General features: G+C 57.9%; 19 protein-coding genes. 9 read left to right on the forward strand and 10 right to left on the reverse strand.

Features of this window, described 5'->3' with window-relative positions; genetic code table 11:
- Positions 1–78: 78 nt before the first annotated feature.
- From hutH to hutI, 5 genes are all read right to left on the reverse strand, one after another.
- Positions 79–1,599: a histidine ammonia-lyase gene (hutH, locus tag N5C09_RS03915; RefSeq protein ID WP_279748497.1), complete on the reverse strand. Its 1,521-nt coding sequence runs from the start codon at positions 1,597–1,599 to the stop codon at positions 79–81.
- Positions 1,596–3,284, reverse strand: a complete 1,689-nt coding sequence (hutU, locus tag N5C09_RS03920) for a urocanate hydratase (protein WP_279748498.1) — start codon at positions 3,282–3,284, stop codon at positions 1,596–1,598. Before hutU ends, hutH begins: the two co-directional genes overlap by 4 nt.
- Positions 3,285–3,411: 127 nt before the next feature.
- On the reverse strand, positions 3,412–4,146 hold the full coding sequence (locus tag N5C09_RS03925) for a histidine utilization repressor (protein ID WP_279748499.1): 735 nt from the start codon (positions 4,144–4,146) through the stop codon (positions 3,412–3,414).
- Positions 4,147–4,165: 19 nt separating this feature from the next.
- Positions 4,166–5,104 (reverse strand): formimidoylglutamase, encoded by a 939-nt coding sequence (hutG, locus tag N5C09_RS03930; protein ID WP_279748500.1) that lies wholly within the window; start codon positions 5,102–5,104, stop codon positions 4,166–4,168.
- The gene (hutI, locus tag N5C09_RS03935; protein ID WP_279748501.1) at positions 5,101–6,324 is read right to left on the reverse strand and encodes an imidazolonepropionase; all 1,224 of its coding nucleotides are present in this window, start codon (positions 6,322–6,324) and stop codon (positions 5,101–5,103) included. Before hutI ends, hutG begins: the two co-directional genes overlap by 4 nt.
- Positions 6,325–6,547: 223 nt before the next feature.
- Between hutI and N5C09_RS03940 the strand changes: the two genes are divergently transcribed.
- Positions 6,548–7,831, forward strand: a complete 1,284-nt coding sequence (locus N5C09_RS03940; RefSeq protein WP_279748502.1) for a putative acyl-CoA thioester hydrolase — start codon at positions 6,548–6,550, stop codon at positions 7,829–7,831.
- Between the two features lie 90 nt (positions 7,832–7,921).
- Here N5C09_RS03940 and pgl read toward each other — a convergent pair whose 3' ends face one another.
- Entirely contained in the window at positions 7,922–8,917 is a 996-nt protein-coding gene (gene pgl / locus N5C09_RS03945) for a 6-phosphogluconolactonase (protein ID WP_063449318.1), read from the reverse strand.
- A 120-nt stretch (positions 8,918–9,037) separates the two neighbouring features.
- On the opposite strand from pgl, the gene N5C09_RS03950 reads away from it, so the two are divergent.
- The gene (locus N5C09_RS03950) at positions 9,038–9,856 is read left to right on the forward strand and encodes a pyridoxal phosphatase (protein ID WP_063449319.1); all 819 of its coding nucleotides are present in this window, start codon (positions 9,038–9,040) and stop codon (positions 9,854–9,856) included.
- Here the strand turns inward: N5C09_RS03950 and modC are convergent, their stop codons facing one another.
- From modC to N5C09_RS03970, 4 genes are all read right to left on the reverse strand, one after another.
- Positions 9,857–10,915 carry a molybdenum ABC transporter ATP-binding protein ModC gene (gene modC, locus N5C09_RS03955; RefSeq protein ID WP_112792583.1) on the reverse strand — a complete coding sequence of 353 codons (1,059 nt, stop codon included), beginning with the start codon at positions 10,913–10,915 and terminating at the stop codon, positions 9,857–9,859. It abuts the gene before it with no gap.
- Positions 10,915–11,607 (reverse strand): molybdate ABC transporter permease subunit, encoded by a 693-nt coding sequence (gene modB, locus N5C09_RS03960; RefSeq protein ID WP_063866136.1) that lies wholly within the window; start codon positions 11,605–11,607, stop codon positions 10,915–10,917. The genes modC and modB overlap by 1 nt, the downstream gene beginning before the upstream one ends.
- Positions 11,604–12,380 (reverse strand): molybdate ABC transporter substrate-binding protein, encoded by a 777-nt coding sequence (modA, locus tag N5C09_RS03965; RefSeq protein ID WP_063866134.1) that lies wholly within the window; start codon positions 12,378–12,380, stop codon positions 11,604–11,606. The genes modB and modA overlap by 4 nt, the downstream gene beginning before the upstream one ends.
- A 178-nt stretch (positions 12,381–12,558) precedes the next feature.
- The gene (locus tag N5C09_RS03970) at positions 12,559–12,711 is read right to left on the reverse strand and encodes an AcrZ family multidrug efflux pump-associated protein (RefSeq protein WP_003858549.1); all 153 of its coding nucleotides are present in this window, start codon (positions 12,709–12,711) and stop codon (positions 12,559–12,561) included.
- Between the two features lie 127 nt (positions 12,712–12,838).
- Here N5C09_RS03970 and modE point away from each other — a divergent pair, with 127 nt between their 5' ends.
- From modE to gpmA, 7 genes are all read left to right on the forward strand, one after another.
- Positions 12,839–13,627: a molybdenum-dependent transcriptional regulator gene (gene modE / locus N5C09_RS03975; protein ID WP_279748503.1), complete on the forward strand. Its 789-nt coding sequence runs from the start codon at positions 12,839–12,841 to the stop codon at positions 13,625–13,627.
- 67 nt (positions 13,628–13,694) lie between these two features.
- Positions 13,695–15,167, forward strand: a complete 1,473-nt coding sequence (modF, locus tag N5C09_RS03980) for a molybdate ABC transporter ATP-binding protein ModF (RefSeq protein ID WP_279748504.1) — start codon at positions 13,695–13,697, stop codon at positions 15,165–15,167.
- A 201-nt stretch (positions 15,168–15,368) separates the two neighbouring features.
- Complete coding sequence (gene galE / locus N5C09_RS03985; RefSeq protein WP_063449325.1) at positions 15,369–16,385, forward strand: UDP-glucose 4-epimerase GalE; 1,017 nt, start codon at positions 15,369–15,371, stop codon at positions 16,383–16,385.
- Between the two features lie 9 nt (positions 16,386–16,394).
- Positions 16,395–17,441: a galactose-1-phosphate uridylyltransferase gene (galT, locus tag N5C09_RS03990; protein WP_107534947.1), complete on the forward strand. Its 1,047-nt coding sequence runs from the start codon at positions 16,395–16,397 to the stop codon at positions 17,439–17,441.
- A gap of 2 nt (positions 17,442–17,443) precedes the next feature.
- Entirely contained in the window at positions 17,444–18,592 is a 1,149-nt protein-coding gene (gene galK, locus N5C09_RS03995) for a galactokinase (protein WP_279748505.1), read from the forward strand.
- Positions 18,586–19,629 (forward strand): galactose-1-epimerase, encoded by a 1,044-nt coding sequence (gene galM, locus N5C09_RS04000; RefSeq protein WP_279748507.1) that lies wholly within the window; start codon positions 18,586–18,588, stop codon positions 19,627–19,629. The genes galK and galM overlap by 7 nt, the downstream gene beginning before the upstream one ends.
- A 273-nt stretch (positions 19,630–19,902) precedes the next feature.
- Complete coding sequence (gene gpmA, locus N5C09_RS04005) at positions 19,903–20,655, forward strand: 2,3-diphosphoglycerate-dependent phosphoglycerate mutase (protein WP_006809557.1); 753 nt, start codon at positions 19,903–19,905, stop codon at positions 20,653–20,655.
- Positions 20,656–20,677: the final 22 nt, after the last annotated feature.

The following is a 20,677-nucleotide window of genomic DNA, read 5'->3' on the forward strand; positions in this document are numbered from 1 at the left end:
CCGGGTGGCGGCTACGCCTAACCCGGCTTACATTTCGCATTCGCAGGCCCGGTAAGCGCAGCGCCACCGGGCAAAAAATCACAGCACGGAAGGTAGCATTCCTGCAAGGGTTCCTTCTTCCAGAAGCTGCATCGCCTTATCAATATCCGGCGCAAAGAAGCGGTCATCATCGTAGTGCGTAACGTGCTCGCGCAGCGTATGACGCGCCTGCTCCAGCAGCGGACTGGATTTAAGCCCTTCGCGCAGATCGATACCCTGACACGCCGCCAGCCATTCTACTGCCAGCACGCCACGGGTGTTGGAGGCCATCTCCCACAGTCGACGCCCGGCAGCCGGGGCCATCGACACGTGATCTTCCTGGTTCGCGGAGGTTGGCAGGCTATCCACGCTGTGCGGATGCGACAGCGCTTTGTTCTCGCTTGCCAGCGCCGCAGCGGTCACCTGGGCGATCATAAAGCCCGAGTTCACCCCGCCGTTGCGCACCAGGAACGGCGGCAGCTGAGACATATGTTTATCCATCATCAGCGCGATGCGACGTTCGGACAACGCGCCCACTTCGGCAATCGCCAGCGCGATATTATCCGCCGCCATTGCCACCGGCTCGGCGTGGAAGTTGCCGCCGGAAACCACCTCGTTTTCCTGGGCAAACACCAGCGGGTTATCGGAGACCGCATTGGCCTCCACCAGCAGCACCTCTGCCGCCTGGCGCAGCTGCGTCAGGCATGCGCCCATCACCTGCGGCTGACAGCGCAGAGAATACGGATCCTGCACCTTCTCACAGTTGTGATGCGAATCGGCAATGTCGCTGGTGTCGGTGAGCAGGTGACGGTACATGGCCGCGGCGTCAACCTGCCCGCGCTGGCCGCGCACCGCGTGAATACGCGCGTCAAACGGACGACGCGAGCCGAGCACGGCTTCGGTGGTCAGCGCACCGCAGACCACCGCGGAGGCGAACAGATCTTCCGCTTCAAACAGGCCGCGCAGCGCGAAAGCGGTCGACGCCTGGGTGCCGTTAAGCAGCGCCAGCCCCTCTTTTGCCGCGAGGGTGATTGGGGTTAAGCCGGCTTTTGCCAGCGCCTCTTTCGCAGGCAGCCACTCGCCCTGCCAGCGCGCTTTGCCTTCACCCAGCAGCAGCAGCGACATATGCGCCAGCGGCGCCAGATCGCCGGAGGCCCCGACAGAACCTTTTGCCGGGATCCACGGGTAAACTTCCGCATTGACCAGCGCCATCAGCGCCTGGATAACACTCAGGCGAATGCCGGAAAAACCGCGCGCCAGGCTATTGATTTTCAATACCATCATCAGGCGGACAATCTCATCATCCAGCGGCTGGCCAACCCCCGCCGCGTGCGACAGCACCAGCGAGCGCTGTAGATTCTCCAGATCGTGCGTAGCGATGCGGGTCTGCGCCAGCAGGCCAAACCCGGTATTGATGCCGTAGGCGGTGCGTCCTTCGGCAACAATCGCTTCTACGCAGGCGACGCTGTCGTTTATTGCTGCGTGGGCGCTTTCGTCAAGGGAGAGCGTGACCGGCTTACGCCAGACGTTACGCAGCTGTTTGAGCGTCAGAGAGCCGGGAGTGAGTGTTAAGGCGTTCATGCAGGCTTTCCTTGTGTGGCGTGGATCATCGGCAGGTTCAGACCCTGCTCTTTGGCACAATCAATGGCAATCTCGTAACCCGCATCCGCATGGCGCATCACGCCGGTTGCCGGGTCGTTATGCAGTACGCGAGCAATACGCGCCGCCGCTTCGTCGGTACCGTCACAGACAATAACCATCCCCGAGTGCTGGGAGAAGCCCATCCCGACGCCGCCGCCGTGGTGCAGCGACACCCAGGTCGCACCGCTGGCGGTATTCAGTAAAGCATTCAGCAGCGGCCAGTCGGAGACCGCATCCGAGCCGTCGCGCATGGCTTCGGTTTCACGGTTCGGACTGGCGACGGAGCCGGAGTCCAGGTGATCGCGACCAATAACAATCGGCGCGGAGACCTCACCGCTGCGCACCATTTCGTTAAAGGCCAGGCCGAGTTTTTGCCGCCACTCCAGCCCGACCCAGCAGATACGCGCCGGTAAGCCCTGGAAATTAATGCGCTCGCGCGCCATATCCAGCCAGCGGTGCAGGTGTTCGTCGTCAGCAACAATTTCCTTCACTTTGGCATCGGTTTTGTAGATATCTTCCGGGTCGCCGGACAGGGCAACCCAGCGGAACGGCCCAATGCCGCGACAGAACAGCGGACGAATATAGGCGGGCACGAAGCCGGGGAAGTCAAAGGCGTTATTCACACCCATCTCTTTCGCCATCTGGCGGATGTTATTCCCGTAATCAAAGGTTGGAATACCCATCTGGCTGAAGGCCAGCATCGCGGAGACGTGTTCCGCCATCGAACGCTTCGCCGCCAGCACCGTACCTTCAGGGTCGATTTCTGCTTTTTGCTGGTAGTCTTCCCACGTCCAGCCTTTTGGCAGATAGCCGTGGAGCGGATCGTGGGCGCTGGTCTGGTCCGTAACCAGGTCCGGACGCACGCCGCGCGCGACCAGTTCAGGAAGAATATCCGCCGCATTGCCGCACAGGGCAACCGACACCGCTTTTCCTTCGGCGGTGTAGCGTTTGATGCGCGCCAGTGCGTCATCGAGGTTGTCGGCCTGTTCATCGACGTAACGGGTACGCAGACGGAAATCAATGCGGCTCTGCTGGCACTCAATATTTAGCGAGCACGCGCCCGCCAGCGTCGCGGCCAGCGGCTGGGCACCGCCCATGCCGCCCAGTCCGGCGGTAAGCACCCAGCGGCCTTTCAGCGAGCCGCTGTAGTGCTGGCGACCCGCTTCCACGAAGGTTTCATAGGTGCCCTGCACAATCCCCTGGCTGCCGATGTAGATCCAGCTGCCGGCGGTCATCTGGCCGTACATGGCCAGCCCTTTCGCGTCCAGCTCGTTAAAGTGCTCCCACGTCGCCCAGTGCGGCACCAGGTTGGAGTTGGCAATCAGCACCCGTGGCGCATTTTTATGGGTTTTGAATACGCCGACCGGCTTGCCGGATTGCACCAGCAGCGTTTCGTCGTTTTCGAGATTCGTCAAAGAGTCGACAATGGCGTCATAGCACGCCCAGTTGCGCGCGGCGCGGCCAATACCGCCGTAGACCACCAGCTCGTGGGGATTTTCAGCCACCTCAGGATCGAGGTTGTTCATCAACATGCGCAGCGGTGCTTCGGTGAGCCAGCTTTTTGCGGTGAGCGTGGTGCCGCGCGGGGCGCGGACATCCTGCTTGCGGTATTTATCTGACGACATTGTGTGTTCCTCATAAGGGACAGGTGATGCATTTAGATATACTTGTATAGACAAGCACACACAAGGCCGTATTTAACAAAAAAGATACAATTTTGCTATATTGCGTTAGCGATCACGCTTATAAAACTTATGACATAAAATGGCCCTGCAAACGGTAGCGATCCCCCGGGAACAGCAGCTTCGCATGCGACACAATGTGCGTGGACGACCAGGTCCGACGGCGGATCAGCAGGCAGGGATCGTGCTCTTTAATGCGCAACAGCTCGCACTCCTGCGGGGTCGCGCGCACGGCCTCCACGATATGCTCCCCTTCCGTCAGCGGGGCGACGAGCGAGAGATACGCGTGCGGCGTGGTTTGGGTGTAATCCTGATTCAGGTACTCCGGTATCCGCTCCGCGTTGACGCAGCGATCCTCAATCTGGACCGGAATGTCGTTCTCATAATGCACCATCACCGAATGAAAAATTCGCGTGCCCTCTTTAACGTTCAGCTCGATGGCCTGCTCGGCGCTGGCCTGCGTCTCTTCAAGCACCAGCACCTCGCAGTGGTGCTGATGGTTACGGGCGGCAATTTCATCGGCAATGCTGCGGATTTCAAACAGCGCCGACTGCCCTTTGGGCTCGGCCACGAAGGTCCCGACGCCCTGCAAACGCACCAGCAATCCCTCATCGGTAAGTTCCCGCAGCGCCCGGTTGACGGTCATCCGGCTAAAGCCAAACTGTGCGACCAGCTCGGCTTCGGAGGGAATACGATCGTGCGGACGCCAGACGCCGGCAGCAATTTTTTCGCTGATCGCCTTTTTCACCTTCTCATAAAAAGGTGCGGGTGGGCTGGAGGGTTGCTGCGGTGAGCGTGAAAACATGCTGACTCCTGTAATGTGGTTATGCCCACCAGTGAGCAATTTGCCAGGCCAGTCGGGCAGCAAGTTTCGCCCCCTGACCGTCCCGGTCGTAGTGCGGATTATATTCCACCAGATCCGCCGCCTGTAGTTTACCGCTTCGGCAGATACGCTCAATCACCGGTAACAGATCCAGCGCCGGGATCCCCAACGCCGCAGGGGCCGACACGGCGGGCATTTCTGCGGCGGGCAGCACATCGAGGTCAACGGTAAGATAAACCCGGTCTGCCTGCGCAAGCACGCTATCCAGCGCGGATAACGCGTCGCGGCGAAAATCAAGATCTTCGACCAGCGTAACGTTCAGCCGCCCGGCTTCCTCCCACAGCGCCTGGGTATTCGCCGCGCGGCTGACCCCCAGGCAGGCGTAGAGAAAGTCCCGCGACTGCGACGCGCAGTACTGCGCCAGCTGGCGGAACGGCGTGCCGGAGGTGGCCCGCTCGGCCTTGCGCAAATCGAGGTGCGCATCCAGGTTAATCACCGCAACGCGATCCTGTGGAAAAGCGTCCAGTACCCCGCGCCCGTGCGCCCAGGCGGTTTCATGCCCACCGCCGAAAACAAGGGTACGCATCCCGGATTGCTGGCACGTGGTTATGGCCTCGCTCAGCGCCTGCTGAGCCGCCTCCAGCGCGTTGCCCTCAACGTAAATGGAGCCCATATCCACGAGGCGCGCATGTCCCTGATGGCTTGCCATATTCGCCAGCGCGCCGCGCAACGCATCGGGCGCCCGTGCAGCGCCGGGCCTGCCCTGGTTACGCTTTACGCCTTCATCACATTCAAAGCCCATCAGGGCGATGCCCGACGGTACGGGTGAAAAGCGTTCGCGCTGCTGTATGGTCTGGAAGAGACGTTTTGCGGTGCTGGACTCGGCGCTGTCGTCACGTCCCTGCCACACCTGCGGGGAAACGGGATGCCACAATTTCATGCTACCTGCCCCCGAAACACGCGTTGATATAAAGGATTCCGCCCCGGCTCATAAACCATCTCAACCGGATGGTCCGCCTCCCAGACGACGAAATCAGCCACATAACCCGCCCTTAACTGCCCGTGCGTCTCACCACGTCCTAACGCCTGCGCCGCATGGCGCGTCACGCCAGCCCAGGCCTCTTCCGGCGTGAGGCCAAACTGGACGCAGGCCATGTTCATCGCCAGATGCAGGCTGGCAAACGGACTGGTGCCGGGGTTGTAGTCGGTGGCGACGGCCATCGGCACGCCCTGCTTTCTGAGCTGCGCCACCGGTGGACGCTGGCGCTCCTGAAGAAAATAGAACGCGCCGGGGAGCAATACCGCCACCGTACCGCTTTGCGCCATTGCCTGAATACCCGCCTCATCAAGATACTCAATATGATCGGCCGACAGCCCTTTATACTGGCTGACCAGCGCCGCACCGCCCAGATTCGACAGTTGCTCAACGTGCCCTTTTACCGGAATACCGAGCGCGGTGGCGGCCCGGAACAGGCGCTCGGTTTGCGCCGGCGTAAAGCCAACGTTTTCACAAAACACGTCCACCGCTTCAAACAACTCTTTTTGCCACAGCGCGGGCACGATCTGCTCACAGACCAGCGTCAGATACGCATCCGGATCCTGTCGGTACTCCGCGGGGACGGCGTGCGCGGCCAGCAGCGTCGGGCTGATATCGACCTGATTGTTCAGGCTGAGCTGGCGGGCAACCCGCAGCATTTTCTCTTCGGCTTCGGCATTCAGTCCGTATCCCGATTTGATTTCAACGGTCGTTACGCCTTCATTCATCAGCCGCTGGAGCCGCTGCTGTGCCACGGTCAGCAGCGTTTCCGGCGAACTGTTGCGGGTGGCCGTGACCGTGGCGTTAATGCCGCCGCCCTGCTCGCTGATACGCTGATACGACACGCCGTTAAGCCGTTGCTCCCATTCCGCTGCGCGATCGCCGCCGAACACCAGATGGGTGTGGCAGTCAATCAGGCCGGGTGTCACCAGACGTCCATGGAGATCGACACACTGGGAATGCCCGGAGGGAACCTCTGAATCAGGGATAACGGCCAGGATCGTCTGGCCGCGCACGACGAGGGCATGATGCGCCTTCAGGCCATAGGGTTCCGGCTCGCCTGCGGCCAGGGTTGCCAGTCGCGCATTTCGCCATATCACATCGTCGGGATGAAGCTGCTGCATGTGCCTTCCACTTGTCATGGGTTGTATAGACATTTATTTTCATCTGTCGCCTGCTGTCAACCGCCTTGTGGGAAAATGTTATTTATTTGTGATGACTTTCCCGTCGCCTCAGGGCAAAAATGCAACTTTTGCCCTTTTTATCTTCCCGTTTCGCTCAACTTAGTATAAAAAAGCAGGCTATTTCGTCTATCCAGATAAGACTTGCATACCCAGGAGCATTACCTTGACTATATCCAGGATTTCCCGTCTGGCGTTGGCACTTGCCTTTGGCGTGACTTTATCCGCTTGCAGTTCAACTCCACCGGATCAGCAACCTTCTGAGCAGGTTGCTCCGGGCACCGCTTCCCGTCCGATCCTGTCAGCGGATGAAGCGAAGAACTTCACCCGTGCGCACTACTTCTCGGCGATGGATCCTAATGCAGCCCCGTGGACGCCTTCTTCTATTAATCTGCCGAAACAGCCAGACTTCGTCGTGGGTCCGGCCGGGGCGCAGGGCGTGACGCACACCTCCATTCAGGCAGCCGTTGATGCTGCCATCACCAAACACAGCGCATCTCGTCAGTACATTGCCATCCTGCCGGGTGAATACGAAGGAACCGTTTACGTTCCTGCCGCGCCGGGAAGCATTACGCTTTACGGCCTGGGTGAAAAAGCGGTCGACGTGAAAATTGGCCTGGCGATTGATTCCGAAATCGACAGCACCACCTGGCGTCATCTGGTGAACCCGGCCGGTAAATACATGCCAGGTAAACCGGCGTGGTATATGTTTGATAACTGCCAGAGCAAGCGTGCCACCACCATTGGCGTGATGTGCTCTGCGGTATTCTGGTCACAGAACAACGGCCTGCAATTGCAGAACCTGACCATTCAGAACACCCTGGGGGACAGCGTTGACGCGGGTAATCACCAGGCCGTGGCGCTGCGCAGCGATGGCGACAAGGTACAGATTAACAACGTCAATATTCTGGGCCGCCAGAACACCTTCTTCGTGACCAACAGCGGCGTGCAGAACACCCTTCAGAACAACCGTCTGACGCGTACTCTGGTGACCAACAGCTACGTTGAAGGCGACGTGGATATGGTCTCTGGCCGCGGTGCGGTGGTGTTTGAGAACACCGATTTCCGCGTGGTGAATTCACGCACTCAGCAGGAAGGTTACGTGTTCGCGCCGGCCACGCAGTCCAACCTGTTCTATGGTTTCCTGGCCGTGAATAGCCGCTTTACTGCGGCTGGCGATGGCGTTGCCCAGCTTGGTCGCTCTCTGGACGTAGACTCTGCCACCAATGGCCAGGTCGTGATCCGCGACAGCGTGATTAATGAAGGCTTTAACATGGCGAAACCGTGGGCGGATGCGGCGATCTCGAAACGTCCATTCTCCGGCAACACGGGCACGGTGGATGATAAAGAGAACGTGCAGCGCAACCTGAACGACGCTAACTTCAACCGCATGTGGGAATACAACAACCGCGGTCTGGGCAGTAAAGTGGTTGCTGAGCCGAAGCAGTAAGCTGTTTTGCCGGGTGGCGGCTTCGCCTTACCCGGCCTACTCCAGACATAAAAAAACCTCGCATGGGCGAGGTTTTTTTTCGTCTGCGGATCAGTGCGCGTTAATCACTACCCACATTGGACCTTGTCCGACCGCATAGCGGCCTTTCTCTTCCAGCAGCCCCTGCACGCCTGTGATTTCATACAGCGCGATGTGGTGGGATTTCTGCCCCGCCGCAATCAGGTATTTGCCGCTGTGGTCGACGTTAAAGCCGCGTGGCTGGGTTTCTGTCGGCTGGAAGCCTTCAACTGCCAGGACGCTGCCGTCTTCTGAGACGCTGAACACAGTGATCAGGCTGGAGGTACGGTCGCAGGCATACAGGTGACGGCCATCCGGCGTAATATGAATGTCTGCCGCCCAACGCGTGTCGGAGAAGTCAGATGGCATCATATCCAGCGTCTGTACGCACTCAATCTGCCCGTTAGGATCTTTCAGTTCCCACACGTCTACCGAGCTGTTCAGCTCGTTAACGACATAGGCATACTGCTGATTCGGGTGGAAGACCATGTGGCGCGGGCCTGCCCCTTCCACGGTGGTGACTTCCGCCGGGCTTTGCGCGACCAGATGGCCGTCATCGCTCAGGGTAAACAGGCAGATGCGATCCTGCTTCAGCGCGGGCACCCACAGCGTACGGTTATCCGGCGAGATGTTGGCGGAGTGGCATCCTTCGAGCCCTTCGACCACGTCGACGGTTTCAACGGGAATACCGTCTTCCAGGCGGGTAACGCTCACGCAGCCTGCATTGTAGGAGCCGCTGAAGATAAAGTTGCCTTTGTGGTCGGTAGAAATATGGGTCGGGCTGCCCGGCAGCGGGGCTTCTGCGGTATAGGTCAGGGCGCCATCATCCGGGGAGATGCGGTAGGCCAGCACGCGGAATTCCGGGCGCACGCCGACATAAAGAAAACGTTTATCCGGGCTGACGACCATCGGCTGAACCTGGCCTGGCACATCAACAACCTGAACCAGCGTAAGCGAACCTTCTGTATTCAAACGCCAGACATGGATCTGCTGACTTTCAGGACTGGCGGTATAAACGGTTTGTTTCATGAATACTCCTGATTATTTTTTAACGGTGAATGCTGAATTGTAGTCCGGGATTTTGCAGGGTTCCGCTCTCGGTGTACCATCCCGACAGACCTTAAATTCAACGTTAACCCGGAAGAAAAAATGACCTCGCGAGTGATTGCACTGGATTTAGACGGAACACTGCTTACCCCGCAGAAAACCCTGCTCCCCTCTTCCCTTGAAGCCCTCAAACGAGCCCAGGAAGCGGGGTATCAACTCCTCATCGTAACGGGTCGACATCACGTTGCCATTCATCCTTTTTATCAGGCACTGGGCTTAGATACACCTGCAATTTGCTGTAATGGCACCTATTTGTATGATTATCAAGCAAAAAAGGTTTTAACCTCCGATCCGCTTCCTGTTTCTCAGGCGCTGCAATTAATTGATTTACTGGATGAGCACGCAATTCACGGCCTGATGTATGTGGATAACGCCATGCTGTATGAACGCCCTACCGGTCATGTGATCCGCACCAGCAACTGGGCTCTGTCCCTGCCGGAAGCGCAGCGTCCGGTGTTCACTCAGGTTGCCTCCCTGCGCCGGGCGGCGGAAGACGTTGAGGCCATCTGGAAATTTGCCCTGACCGATGAGGACACCAGCAAACTCAATACCTTCGCAAAGCATGTCGAGCATACGCTGGGTCTGGAATGTGAATGGTCCTGGCACGATCAGGTGGATATCGCCCGCAAAGGCAACAGCAAAGGCAAACGTCTGACCCAGTTCGTTGAATCTCAGGGCGGATCGATGCGCGATGTGATTGCCTTTGGCGATAACTATAACGACATCAGCATGCTGGAAGCCGCCGGCACGGGCGTGGCGATGGGCAACGCCGATGACGCGGTAAAAGCGCGTGCTGACGTAGTGATTGGCGATAACACCACCGACAGCATCGCGCAGTTTATCTATACCCACCTGCTGTAATCAGGCGGTAATAGAGACGCTCTTGATTTGCGCGTAAAGCCACAGGCCAGGCCTGATGCCTAACTCATCCCTGGCCCACGGGCTGATGCGCGCCCACAGCGTTCTGCTGCCCACTTCCAGCTGCACTTCCACCTGGCCGTTATCATCAAAACACTGCGCCACTTTTGCGCGCAACACATTGCGGATACTGGTTTGCAGCGGCGGTTGCAGGACCAGTGAGACATCTGACGCCTGAATGCGGATGCGTAACGTCGACTGAATCGGCGTGTCGATTTTGTTAACCCACAGATGCTGATCGCCCAGCGCCAGGGCGGTCATCGCATAGTGCGGATGGTGCTCCAGTACGCTCACCTTCAGAATGCTGCTCTGCTGCTCCTTTGGCAGCCACGGGTGCATAACGCTACTGCCCCACACCTCTTCCAGATTGCCGAAGGCCTTCACCCTCCCCGCTTCCAGCACCAGCACTTTATCGGCCAGATGTAAGATCTCATCCAGCGAATGGCTGACGTACAGCATGGGCACGTTGATTTCCCGCGCCAGACGTTGCAGGTACGGCAGCAGCTCGCGCTTGCGCGGAATATCCAGCGAGGCCAGCGGCTCATCCAGCAGCAGCAGTTCCGGCGCGGTTAACAGGGCGCGGCCAATCGCCACGCGCTGTTTTTCTCCCCCCGACAGCGAAGACGGCAGACGATCCAGCAGCGATTCGATACCCAGCAGCGCCACCAGCTTATCGAACTGTCCGGCCATGCTTTTTGCCATGCCGTAGCGCAGGTTACCGCGCACGCTGTAGTGCGGAAAGAGGCGCGCATCCTGAAACACATAGCCGATGCGGCGCTTGTCCGGTGACAGGCAAACCTTCTTTTCCGCGTCGTTTAAGACGCGATTATTTAACACAATGCGGCCAGACTGGGGGCGCGTCAGGCCGCTAATCGCATTTATCAGCGACGTTTTTCCCGCCCCGGAAACGCCAAAAATCGCGGTGATACCGCTGGCAGGCAGCGTTTCGTTCAGCGTCAGGGTGTGGTTGCCCAGGGTTTGCGTAAAGTTGAGTTCCAGCATCACGGTTTCCCCATCCGTTCACGGCTGAGGCGCGCCAGCCACTCCGACACCAGCAGCGACACCAGGGCGAGCACAATCGAAATAATACACAGCCGGGCCGCCGCACCTTCGCCGCCCGGCGTCTGAATCAGGGTATACATCGCCGACGGGATGGTCCGCGTCTCGCCCGGAATGTTTGATACAAAAGTAATAGTCGCACCAAACTCGCCCAGCGAGCGGGCGAAGGCCAGCACCGTACCGACGATAATGCCCGGTAACGTGAGCGGCAGGGTGATGGTCAGAAATACCCGCCAGCGGCCTGCGCCCAGCGTGCGGGCGGCCTGTTCCAGCCGGATATCCACCGCTTCCAGCGCCAGACGGATTGCACGCACCATCAGCGGGAAGGACATCACCGCCGCGGCAAGCACCGCGCCGCGCCAGCTGAAAGCAAAGGTCAGGCCAAACCAGTCGTACAACCATTCGCCGATAACGCCGCGTCGCCCCATGGAGATCAGCAGCAGATAGCCGACCACCACAGGCGGCAAGACGAGCGGAAGATGAAGAACACTGTCGAGCAGGGCTTTGCCTGGAAACTTCACGCGAACCAGTAACCAGGCAAAGAACACCCCAAAGGGCAAACTCAGCGCAACCGCCAGGGAAGAGACTTTCAGGCTCAGCAGCACGGCCTGCCATTCAGGTTCGGTCAATATCATTCGTGAGTCGTAAATCCGTAACGTTTAAAGATAGCGGACGCTTCCGGCCCCTTCAGGTAGTCAACGAAGGCCGTCACGGTCGCATTTTTATGTCCATCAACTATCGCAACAGGATATTCCACTTTCTTATGCGAGTCTTCCGGGAAGGTACCCACTACCTTCACGCCTTTACTGGCGACGGCATCGGAGCCATAAACAATCCCGAGTGGGGCTTCGTTACGCTCCACCAGCGCCAGCGCGCCACGCACATCTTCTGCGGGTGCCAGCTTAGGCGATAAGGTCTCCCATGCGCCCAGCTTTTGCAGCGCTTCCTTCGCATAAATTCCGGCAGGAACATGCTCCGGATCGCCCACCGCCAGACGGCCACCGTTCAGCAGACGGGTCCAGTCCGTCTGTTTATTAATGGCAATGTCGCCCTGCTTGCTGTTTGCGGGCGCGACCACCACCAGGCTATTGCCCAGCAGCGTTTCGCGCGTAGCCGTTTCAACAGACTTTTTCTCCACCGCGTAATCCATCCATTTCTGATCGGCAGAGATGAACAGATCCGCAGGCGCCCCCGCCTCGATCTGGCGGGCCAGCGTGGAAGAGGAGGCAAATGACGAGACAACCTCGACGTTTTTCTCTTTTTTGTATTCCGCAGCAATATCCTGCATCGCGTTAGTCAGCGACGCCGCCGCAAAGACCGTGATTTTTCCTTCATCCGCCAGCGCGTGGCCGGTGAGTGAGAGTGTCAGCGTTGCCCCTGCGAAAAGGCGTACCCATGAACGTGCCATTTGAAGCTCCTGTGCGTTTCGTTATATACAAATAAATATAACGATATATCACAGGCGTTCATAGCGTTAAATCGTACCCATTAGTGCGTAAACTCAAGGAACGTTGTAAAAGATATCGGCGGGAGAGAAATAAACTTGAGAGCAAAACGCCCGGACTGACCGGGCGTTTTGGAGGAAATCATTGCTGCTTTTTAGGCTGGTCACGACGATGACCAATGTTCGAAAAGACGTTGAACACTTCACCCAGGCCGTAGATGGCACCGAGGATGATAGCCATCACTACTGGCACCATGATTACCGCGAATACCAGACTTTTCAACAACTCTAACATGGTTTTCTCCAGATCTTGTGAACGGCTTATTCTACCCTGAAAAGTAAGAAAAACATCCCCTTTTGTGCGGTGCGCTTTTCGCATCAGGGCATTTGGGTCACAATAGCCTTTTTGCCGGGACCCCGTTATGCAGGCTGAAATTCTCCTCACCCTACGCCTTCAGCAGAAGCTTTTCGCCGATCCGCGACGCATCGCCCTGTTAAAACAAATAGAACAAACTGGCTCGATTAGCCAGGGCGCCAAAAACGCCGGCATCAGCTATAAAAGCGCCTGGGATGCGATTAACGACATGAACACCCTGAGCGAACAAACGCTGGTTGACCGCGCCACAGGCGGAAAAGGCGGCGGCGGCGCCGTGTTGACGCGTTACGGGCAACGTCTGATCCAGCTCTACGATTTACTGGCGCAGATCCAGCAAAAAGCATTTGATGTGTTGAGCGATGACGACAATCTGCCGCTGGACAGCCTGCTGGGTGCCATCTCCCGTTTCTCATTACAGACCAGCGCCCGCAATCAGTGGTTTGGTACGGTGACGGGACGCGACCATTCGCAGGTGCAGGAGCATATTGAGATCCTGCTGGCGGACGGTACGACGCGCCTTAAAGCCGCCATCACCGCGCAAAGCGGTCAGCGCCTCGGGCTGAACGAAGGGCAGGAGGTGCTGGTATTACTTAAAGCGCCCTGGATCGGCATCGCGCTTAACCCTGAGCAGGCCGCAGAGGCCGACAACCAACTACACGGTGAAATCAGCCACATTGAACGCGGCGCAGAACAGTGTGAAGTGCTGATGACCCTGCCGGATGGACAGTCGCTCTGCGCCACCGTTCCGGTGAACGACGCGGCTAAATTAGTCGAAGGTGCTGTAGTGACCGCATATTTCAATGCCGACCGGGTAATTATCGCCACATTATGCTAAGCGCATTGACAACCCTGACGACTCTGGGTATCCCTGACATCTGTTGCTGCAAAAAATGGGATAACACATGTCATCATTGCATATTTCGCAAGGCACGTTTCGTCTTGGCGATACCCGTACCTTATCGCTGCCAGAGTTAACCTTGCGCGCCGGAGAAAGCTGGGCGTTTGTGGGCACGAACGGCAGCGGAAAATCGGCGCTGGCCCGCGCCCTGGCGGGTGAATTAACCCAGCTGGAGGGTGGGCGTCGGTGCACGTTTACCCGGCTGACGCGCCTTTCCTTCGAACAGCTGCAAAAGCTGGTCAGCGATGAGTGGCAGCGTAACAATACCGATTTGCTCAGCCCCGGTGAAGAAGATACCGGCCGCACGACGGCGGAGATTATCCAGGATGAAATCAAAGATCCTGCCCGCTGCCAGCAGCTGGCGGAGCAATTTGGCATTACCGCCCTGCTTAACCGCCGTTTCAAATACCTTTCTACCGGCGAGACGCGCAAAACGCTGCTGTGCCAGGCGCTGATGAGCGAGCCGGAACTCCTGATTCTGGATGAACCGTTTGACGGGCTGGATGTGCAGTCCCGCGCGCAGCTGGCCGCGTTGCTGGCAACGCTTAACCAGCAGGGATACACGCTTGTGCTGGTCCTTAACCGCTTTGATGAGATCCCTGATTTCGTCCATTATGCGGGCGTGCTGGCTGACTGTAGCCTGACCGAAACCGGCGAGAAAGCCGGACTGCTCCGGCAGGCGCTGATTGCGCAGCTGGCGCACAGCGAAAAGCTGGACGGTATCGCCCTGCCGGAGCCGGATGCGCCATCGGCGCGCCACGGGCTTGATCCCGATCAGCCGCGCATCGTGCTGCGCGATGGCGTGGTTGCCTACGACGATCGCCCTGTTCTTAATCACCTCAGCTGGACGGTTAATCCCGGTGAGCACTGGCAGATCGTCGGCCCCAACGGAGCGGGTAAATCCACGCTGCTGAACCTGATCACCGGGGATCACCCCCAGGGATACAGCAACGATCTGACCCTCTTCGGTCGTCGCCGCGGCAGCGGGGAAACCATCTGGGACATCAAAAAGCACATCGGCTATGTCAGCAGCAGCCTGCATCTGGACTACCGCGTGAGCACCACGGTGCGCAACGTGATCCTGTCCGGTTTCTTTGATTCTATCGGTATTTATCAGGCGGTATCGGACAAGCAGCACAAGCTGGCGCAGGAGTGGCTGAATATTCTGGGCATGGATCATCGGGTAGCCGATGCGCCCTTCCACAGCCTGTCGTGGGGGCAGCAGCGGCTGGCATTGATCGTCCGCGCGCTGGTCAAACACCCTACGCTGCTGATTCTGGACGAACCGTTGCAGGGACTGGATCCGCTTAACCGACAGCTGATCCGACGCTTTGTGGATGTACTGATTAGCGAAGGTGAAACCCAGTTGCTGTTTGTCTCCCACCATGCTGAAGACGCCCCGTCCTGCATGACCCATCGGCTGGAATTTGTGCCTGACGGCGAGCATTACCGCTACCTGCTGAGCAAAATCGATTAACCCGTGGAGGGCGCCGCCCTCCGCTTTTCAGACAACCCGCAACAATACTTCTCTATCTCTTTGATCTAAAATGCACGAAGTCTGTGAAAAAGCGCGTGTGAAACCCTGTGTAAACGATACCACTATTTTATCCCATGTCACACTTTTCGCGTCTCTGATATGCTATGGTTAATTCATACCATAAGCCTAATGGAGCGAAATATGCGAGTTCTGGTAACAGGTGGTAGCGGTTACATAGGTAGTCATACCTGTGTGCAACTGCTGCAAAGCGGTCACGACGTCGTCATTCTTGATAACCTGTGCAACAGTAAGCGCAGCGTGCTGCCGGTCATTGAACGCCTTGCGGGAAAACAGCCGACTTTCGTGGAAGGCGATATTCGCAATGAAGCATTGATGACTGAAATCCTTCACGATCACGCGATTGAAACCGTTATCCACTTCGCAGGCCTGAAAGCGGTGGGCGAATCGGTAGCAAAACCGCTTGAGTACTACGACAACAACGTCAACGGTACCCTGCGTCTGATCTCCGCCATGCGTGCGGCAAACGTAAAAAACTTTATCTTCAGCTCCTCCGCGACCGTCTACGGCGACCAGCCAAAAATTCCGTACGTTGAAAGCTTCCCGACCGGTACGCCACAAAGCCCGTATGGCAAAAGCAAGCTGATGGTGGAGCAGATCCTGACCGACCTGCAAAAAGCCCAGCCTGAGTGGAGCATTGCGCTGCTGCGCTACTTCAACCCGGTTGGCGCGCATCCGTCAGGCGACATGGGCGAAGATCCGCAGGGCATTCCTAATAACCTGATGCCGTATATCGCGCAGGTTGCCGTAGGGCGTCGCGACTCCCTGGCGATTTTTGGTAACGATTATCCCACCGAAGACGGCACCGGCGTGCGCGATTACATTCACGTGATGGATCTGGCCGACGGCCACGTGGCGGCGATGCAGCAGCTGGCGGATAAACCGGGCGTGCATATTTACAACCTCGGCGCCGGCGTCGGCAGCAGCGTGCTGGATGTGGTGAATGCCTTCAGCAAAGCCTGCGGCAAGCCGGTGAACTACCACTTCGCGCCGCGCCGCGATGGCGATCTTCCGGCTTACTGGGCCGACGCCTCCAAAGCGGATAAAGAGCTTAACTGGCGTGTCACCCGCACGCTCGATGAAATGGCACAGGATACCTGGCACTGGCAGTCACGCCATCCGCAGGGCTATCCGGACTAAGGATTTGTCATGACGCAATTTAATCCCGTCGATCACCCGCATCGTCGTTTTAACCCGCTCAGCGGGCAATGGATTTTAGTTTCACCGCATCGCGCCAAGCGCCCCTGGCAGGGGGCGCAAGAGACGCCTGCAAAACAGACGCTGCCACAGCACGATCCGGACTGCTTCCTCTGTCCGGGCAACACGCGCGTGACGGGCGATAAAAACCCGGACTACAAGGGCACCTTCGTTTTCACAAACGATTTCGCGGCGCTGATGACCGACACGCCGGACGCGCCGGAAAACCACGACCCGCTGATGCGCTGCGAAAGCGCCCGCGGCACCAGCCGCGTGATCTGCTTCTCTCCCGACCACAGCAAAACGCTGCCGGAGCTGAGCGTTGAGGCGCTGAAAGAGGTTGTCAGCACCTGGCAGGCGCAAACGGCGGAGCTGGGCCAGACCTATCCGTGGGTGCAGGTGTTTGAAAACAAAGGCGCGGCGATGGGCTGCTCTAACCCGCACCCGCACGGCCAGATCTGGGCGAACAGCTTCCTGCCGAACGAAGCCGAACGTGAAGACCGGCTGCAAAAAGCCTATTTTGCAGAGAACGGTTCACCGATGCTGGTGGATTACACCCAGCGTGAGCTGGCGGACGGCAGCCGCACCGTGGTGGAAACCGAGCACTGGCTTGCCGTGGTGCCGTACTGGGCGGCGTGGCCGTTTGAAACGCTGCTGCTGCCAAAAGCCCACGTCCTGCGCATTACCGACCTCAGCGACGCGCAGAAAGACGACCTTGCCCTGGCGCTGAAAAAACTGACCAGCCGTTACGATAACCTCTTCCAGTGCTCCTTCCCTTACTCCATGGGCTGGCACGGCGCGCCGTTCAACGGCGAAGAGAATCAACACTGGCAGCTGCATGCGCATTTCTACCCGCCGCTGCTGCGCTCAGCAACGGTACGTAAATTCATGGTGGGCTATGAAATGCTGGCGGAAACCCAGCGCGACCTGACGGCGGAACAGGCGGCAGAACGTCTGCGTGCCGTTAGCGACGTCCATTACCGCGAATCAGGAGTCTAAAAATGAATCTGAAAGATAAAACACAATCCCTGTTTGCTGAAAAATTTGGCTACCCTGCCACCCACGTTATTCAGGCGCCAGGCCGCGTTAATTTAATTGGCGAGCACACCGACTATAACGACGGTTTTGTGCTGCCCTGTGCCATTGACTACCAGACGGTGATCGGCTGCGCGAAACGTTCAGATCGTATGGTGCGGGTGATCGCCGCGGATTACGGCAACGAAATGGACGAATTTTCCCTCGACGCGCCGATCGTGACCCACGAAAGCCAGCAGTGGTCGAACTATGTGCGCGGCGTGGTAAAGCATCTTCTGAAGCGGAACAAGGATTTCGGCGGGGCCGATCTGGTCATCAGCGGCAACGTGCCGCAGGGAGCAGGATTAAGCTCTTCTGCATCGCTTGAAGTGGCGGTCGGCACCGTTTTCCAGCAGCTTTATCATCTGCCGCTGGACGGCGCGCAGATCGCCCTCAACGGTCAGGAAGCAGAAAACCAGTTCGTGGGCTGCAACTGCGGCATTATGGATCAGCTTATTTCCGCGCTGGGCAAGAAAGAGCATGCGTTGCTGATTGACTGCCGCTCGCTCGGCACCAAAGCGGTTCCGCTGCCAAAAGGTGCGGCGGTGGTGATCATCAACAGTAACTTCAAACGCACCCTGGTGGGCAGCGAGTACAACACCCGCCGCGAGCAGTGTGAAACCGGCGCGCGCTTCTTCCAGCAGCCGGCCCTGCGTGATGTTTCTCTCGATGAATTTAACAAGGTTGCCCACGAGCTGGATCCGGTCGTAACGAAGCGCGTGCGTCACGTGCTGACGGAAAATGCCCGTACCGTAGAAGCCGCCTCCGCGCTGGCTAAAGGTGACCTGAAGCGCATGGGCGAACTGATGGCAGAATCGCATGCCTCCATGCGCGACGATTTCGAAATCACCGTGCCGCAAATCGACACCCTGGTTGAAATTGTAAAAGCCACGATTGGCGACAAAGGCGGCGTGCGTATGACCGGTGGTGGGTTTGGCGGCTGCGTCGTCGCCCTGGTGCCGGAAGAGCTGGTCCCTGCCGTTCAGGACGCCGTGGCGAAACAGTACGAAGCCAAAACGGGCATCAAAGAAACTTTCTATGTCTGCAAAGCATCACAAGGAGCCGGACAGTGCTAAACGAAATACCTACACTCGCACCGGATGGTCTGCCGTATCGCCTGTTAACCCTGCGCAACAGCGCCGGGATGGTGGTTACGCTGATGGACTGGGGCGCAACCCTACTTTCTGCCCGCGTCCCCATGCCTGACGGCAGCGTGCGCGAAACCCTGCTCGGCTGCGCATCCCCCGAGCAGTATATTGAGCAAAACGCTTTTCTTGGCGCGTCCATAGGCCGCTACGCCAACCGCATCGCCAGAAGCCGGTTTGAGCTGGACGGCGTAGAATATTCCCTGCTTTCAAGCCAGGGTGAAAATCAGCTGCACGGCGGTCCGGAAGGGTTTGATAAACGCCGCTGGAAGATTGTGCAGCAAAATGACGGTGAGGTCTGGTTCTCTCTGGACTCCCTCGACGGTGACCAGGGCTTCCCGGGCAATCTGACCGCAACCGCGCGCTTCACCCTGACCGGGGATAATCGCATCGCTATTGAGTACCGCGCGACGGTCGACAAGCCGTGCCCGGTCAACCTGACTAACCACGCTTACTTCAACCTTGACGGCAACCAGACCGATGTCCGTAATCACAAACTCCAGATCCTGGCGGACGCGTATCTGCCGGTCGATGAGATGGGTATTCCGTATCAGGGGCTGAAACCAGTAAGCGGCAATAGCTTTGATTTCCGTCAGCCGAAAACCATCGCCCAAGATTTTATGAGTGATGACGATCAGCGCAAGGTGAAAGGCTACGACCACGCTTTCCTGTTGCAGGCGAAAGGCGATCTTTCTCAACCTGCCGCACAGGTCTGGTCTGCGGATGAGAAGTTACAGATGACGGTCTACACCACCGCCCCTGCCCTTCAGTTCTACTCCGGCAACTACCTGGAGGGCACCACGGCGCGTGAACATAACGACTACGCCGCCTGGCAAGGTCTGGCGCTGGAGAGCGAATTCCTGCCGGACAGCCCTAACCATCCAGAATGGCCGCAGCCGGACTGCGTACTGCGTCCGGGTGAAGAGTACACGAGCGTCACCGAGTATCATTTCATTCCGCGCGCTTAACGCCCGGCGGCGCTGCGCCTGCACGGGCCTATGAATGTAGGCCGGATAAGCGAAGCGCCGTCCGGCAAAAAAGCCAGGCCCTCACCGCGAGGGCTTTTTTATCTCCGCTTGCTGAAAATAGCGGCGATCGCAGACAAAATCATAACCCTGGATTCACATGCATCTTACACTCTCGAACTATTTTCGCTATGGTTAGGGTTAAGCGTTGCTGCTGGCACAGTCACGGCAATATAATGAGAATTGTTATCATTCAAAATGCTTGAGGAGTAAGAAATGGCTAATACTAAGCTTGTCCTGGTGCGCCACGGCGAAAGCCAGTGGAACAATGAAAACCGCTTCACCGGCTGGTATGACGTTGATCTGTCCGAGAAAGGCGTGAGCGAAGCAAAAGCGGCAGGTAAACTGCTGAAAGAAGAAGGCTTCACCTTTGACTTTGCTTACACCTCTGTGCTGAAACGTGCCATCCATACCCTGTGGAACGTTCTGGACGAGCTAGATCAGGCCTGGCTGCCGGTTGAGAAATCCTGGAAGCTGAACGAGCGTCACTACGGTGCGCTGCAAGGTCTGAACAAAGCGGAAACCGCAGAGAAATACGGTGACGAGCAGGTTAAGCAGTGGCGTCGCGGTTTCGCGGTAACGCCACCAGAGCTGAGCAAAGATGACGAGCGCTACCCGGGCCACGATCCGCGCTACGCGAAGCTGACTGAGGCTGAACTGCCACAGACCGAAAGCCTGGCGCTGACCATCGACCGCGTAGTGCCTTACTGGAACGAAACCATTCTGCCGCGCCTGAAAAGCGGCGAGCGCGTTATTATCGCTGCTCACGGTAACTCCCTGCGCGCGCTGGTGAAATACCTGGACAACATGGGTGAAGATGAGATCCTCGAGCTGAACATCCCTACCGGCGTACCGCTGGTGTACGAGTTCGATGAGAACTTCAAACCTGTTAAACATTACTATCTGGGTAACGCCGACGAAATCGCTGCAAAAGCGGCGGCAGTGGCGAACCAGGGTAAAGCGAAGTAATTTTCGCCGGACATAAAAAAAG

Origin of the sequence: Enterobacter sp. GD03975 (genome assembly GCF_029838645.1) — a bacterium.
Taxonomy (GTDB): Bacteria; Pseudomonadota; Gammaproteobacteria; order Enterobacterales; family Enterobacteriaceae; genus Enterobacter; species Enterobacter quasihormaechei.

Bases quoted from the DNA above. Each gene is read 5' to 3' on its own strand.
- pgl (WP_063449318.1), bottom strand. From the start codon at position 8,917: ATGAAACAAACCGTTTATACCGCCAGTCCTGAAAGTCAGCAGATCCAT.
- hutH (WP_279748497.1), bottom strand. From the start codon at position 1,599: ATGAACGCCTTAACACTCACTCCCGGCTCTCTGACGCTCAAACAGCTG.
- modC (WP_112792583.1), bottom strand. From the start codon at position 10,915: ATGCTGGAACTCAACTTTACGCAAACCCTGGGCAACCACACCCTGACG.
- hutU (WP_279748498.1), bottom strand. From the start codon at position 3,284: ATGTCGTCAGATAAATACCGCAAGCAGGATGTCCGCGCCCCGCGCGGC.
- modB (WP_063866136.1), bottom strand. From the start codon at position 11,607: ATGATATTGACCGAACCTGAATGGCAGGCCGTGCTGCTGAGCCTGAAA.
- N5C09_RS03925 (WP_279748499.1), bottom strand. From the start codon at position 4,146: ATGTTTTCACGCTCACCGCAGCAACCCTCCAGCCCACCCGCACCTTTT.
- hutG (WP_279748500.1), bottom strand. From the start codon at position 5,104: ATGAAATTGTGGCATCCCGTTTCCCCGCAGGTGTGGCAGGGACGTGAC.
- galE (WP_063449325.1), top strand. From the start codon at position 15,369: ATGCGAGTTCTGGTAACAGGTGGTAGCGGTTACATAGGTAGTCATACC.
- galK (WP_279748505.1), top strand. From the start codon at position 17,444: ATGAATCTGAAAGATAAAACACAATCCCTGTTTGCTGAAAAATTTGGC.
- N5C09_RS03950 (WP_063449319.1), top strand. From the start codon at position 9,038: ATGACCTCGCGAGTGATTGCACTGGATTTAGACGGAACACTGCTTACC.
- gpmA (WP_006809557.1), top strand. From the start codon at position 19,903: ATGGCTAATACTAAGCTTGTCCTGGTGCGCCACGGCGAAAGCCAGTGG.
- galT (WP_107534947.1), top strand. From the start codon at position 16,395: ATGACGCAATTTAATCCCGTCGATCACCCGCATCGTCGTTTTAACCCG.
- hutI (WP_279748501.1), bottom strand. From the start codon at position 6,324: ATGCAGCAGCTTCATCCCGACGATGTGATATGGCGAAATGCGCGACTG.
- modA (WP_063866134.1), bottom strand. From the start codon at position 12,380: ATGGCACGTTCATGGGTACGCCTTTTCGCAGGGGCAACGCTGACACTC.
- modE (WP_279748503.1), top strand. From the start codon at position 12,839: ATGCAGGCTGAAATTCTCCTCACCCTACGCCTTCAGCAGAAGCTTTTC.
- modF (WP_279748504.1), top strand. From the start codon at position 13,695: ATGTCATCATTGCATATTTCGCAAGGCACGTTTCGTCTTGGCGATACC.
- N5C09_RS03970 (WP_003858549.1), bottom strand. From the start codon at position 12,711: ATGTTAGAGTTGTTGAAAAGTCTGGTATTCGCGGTAATCATGGTGCCA.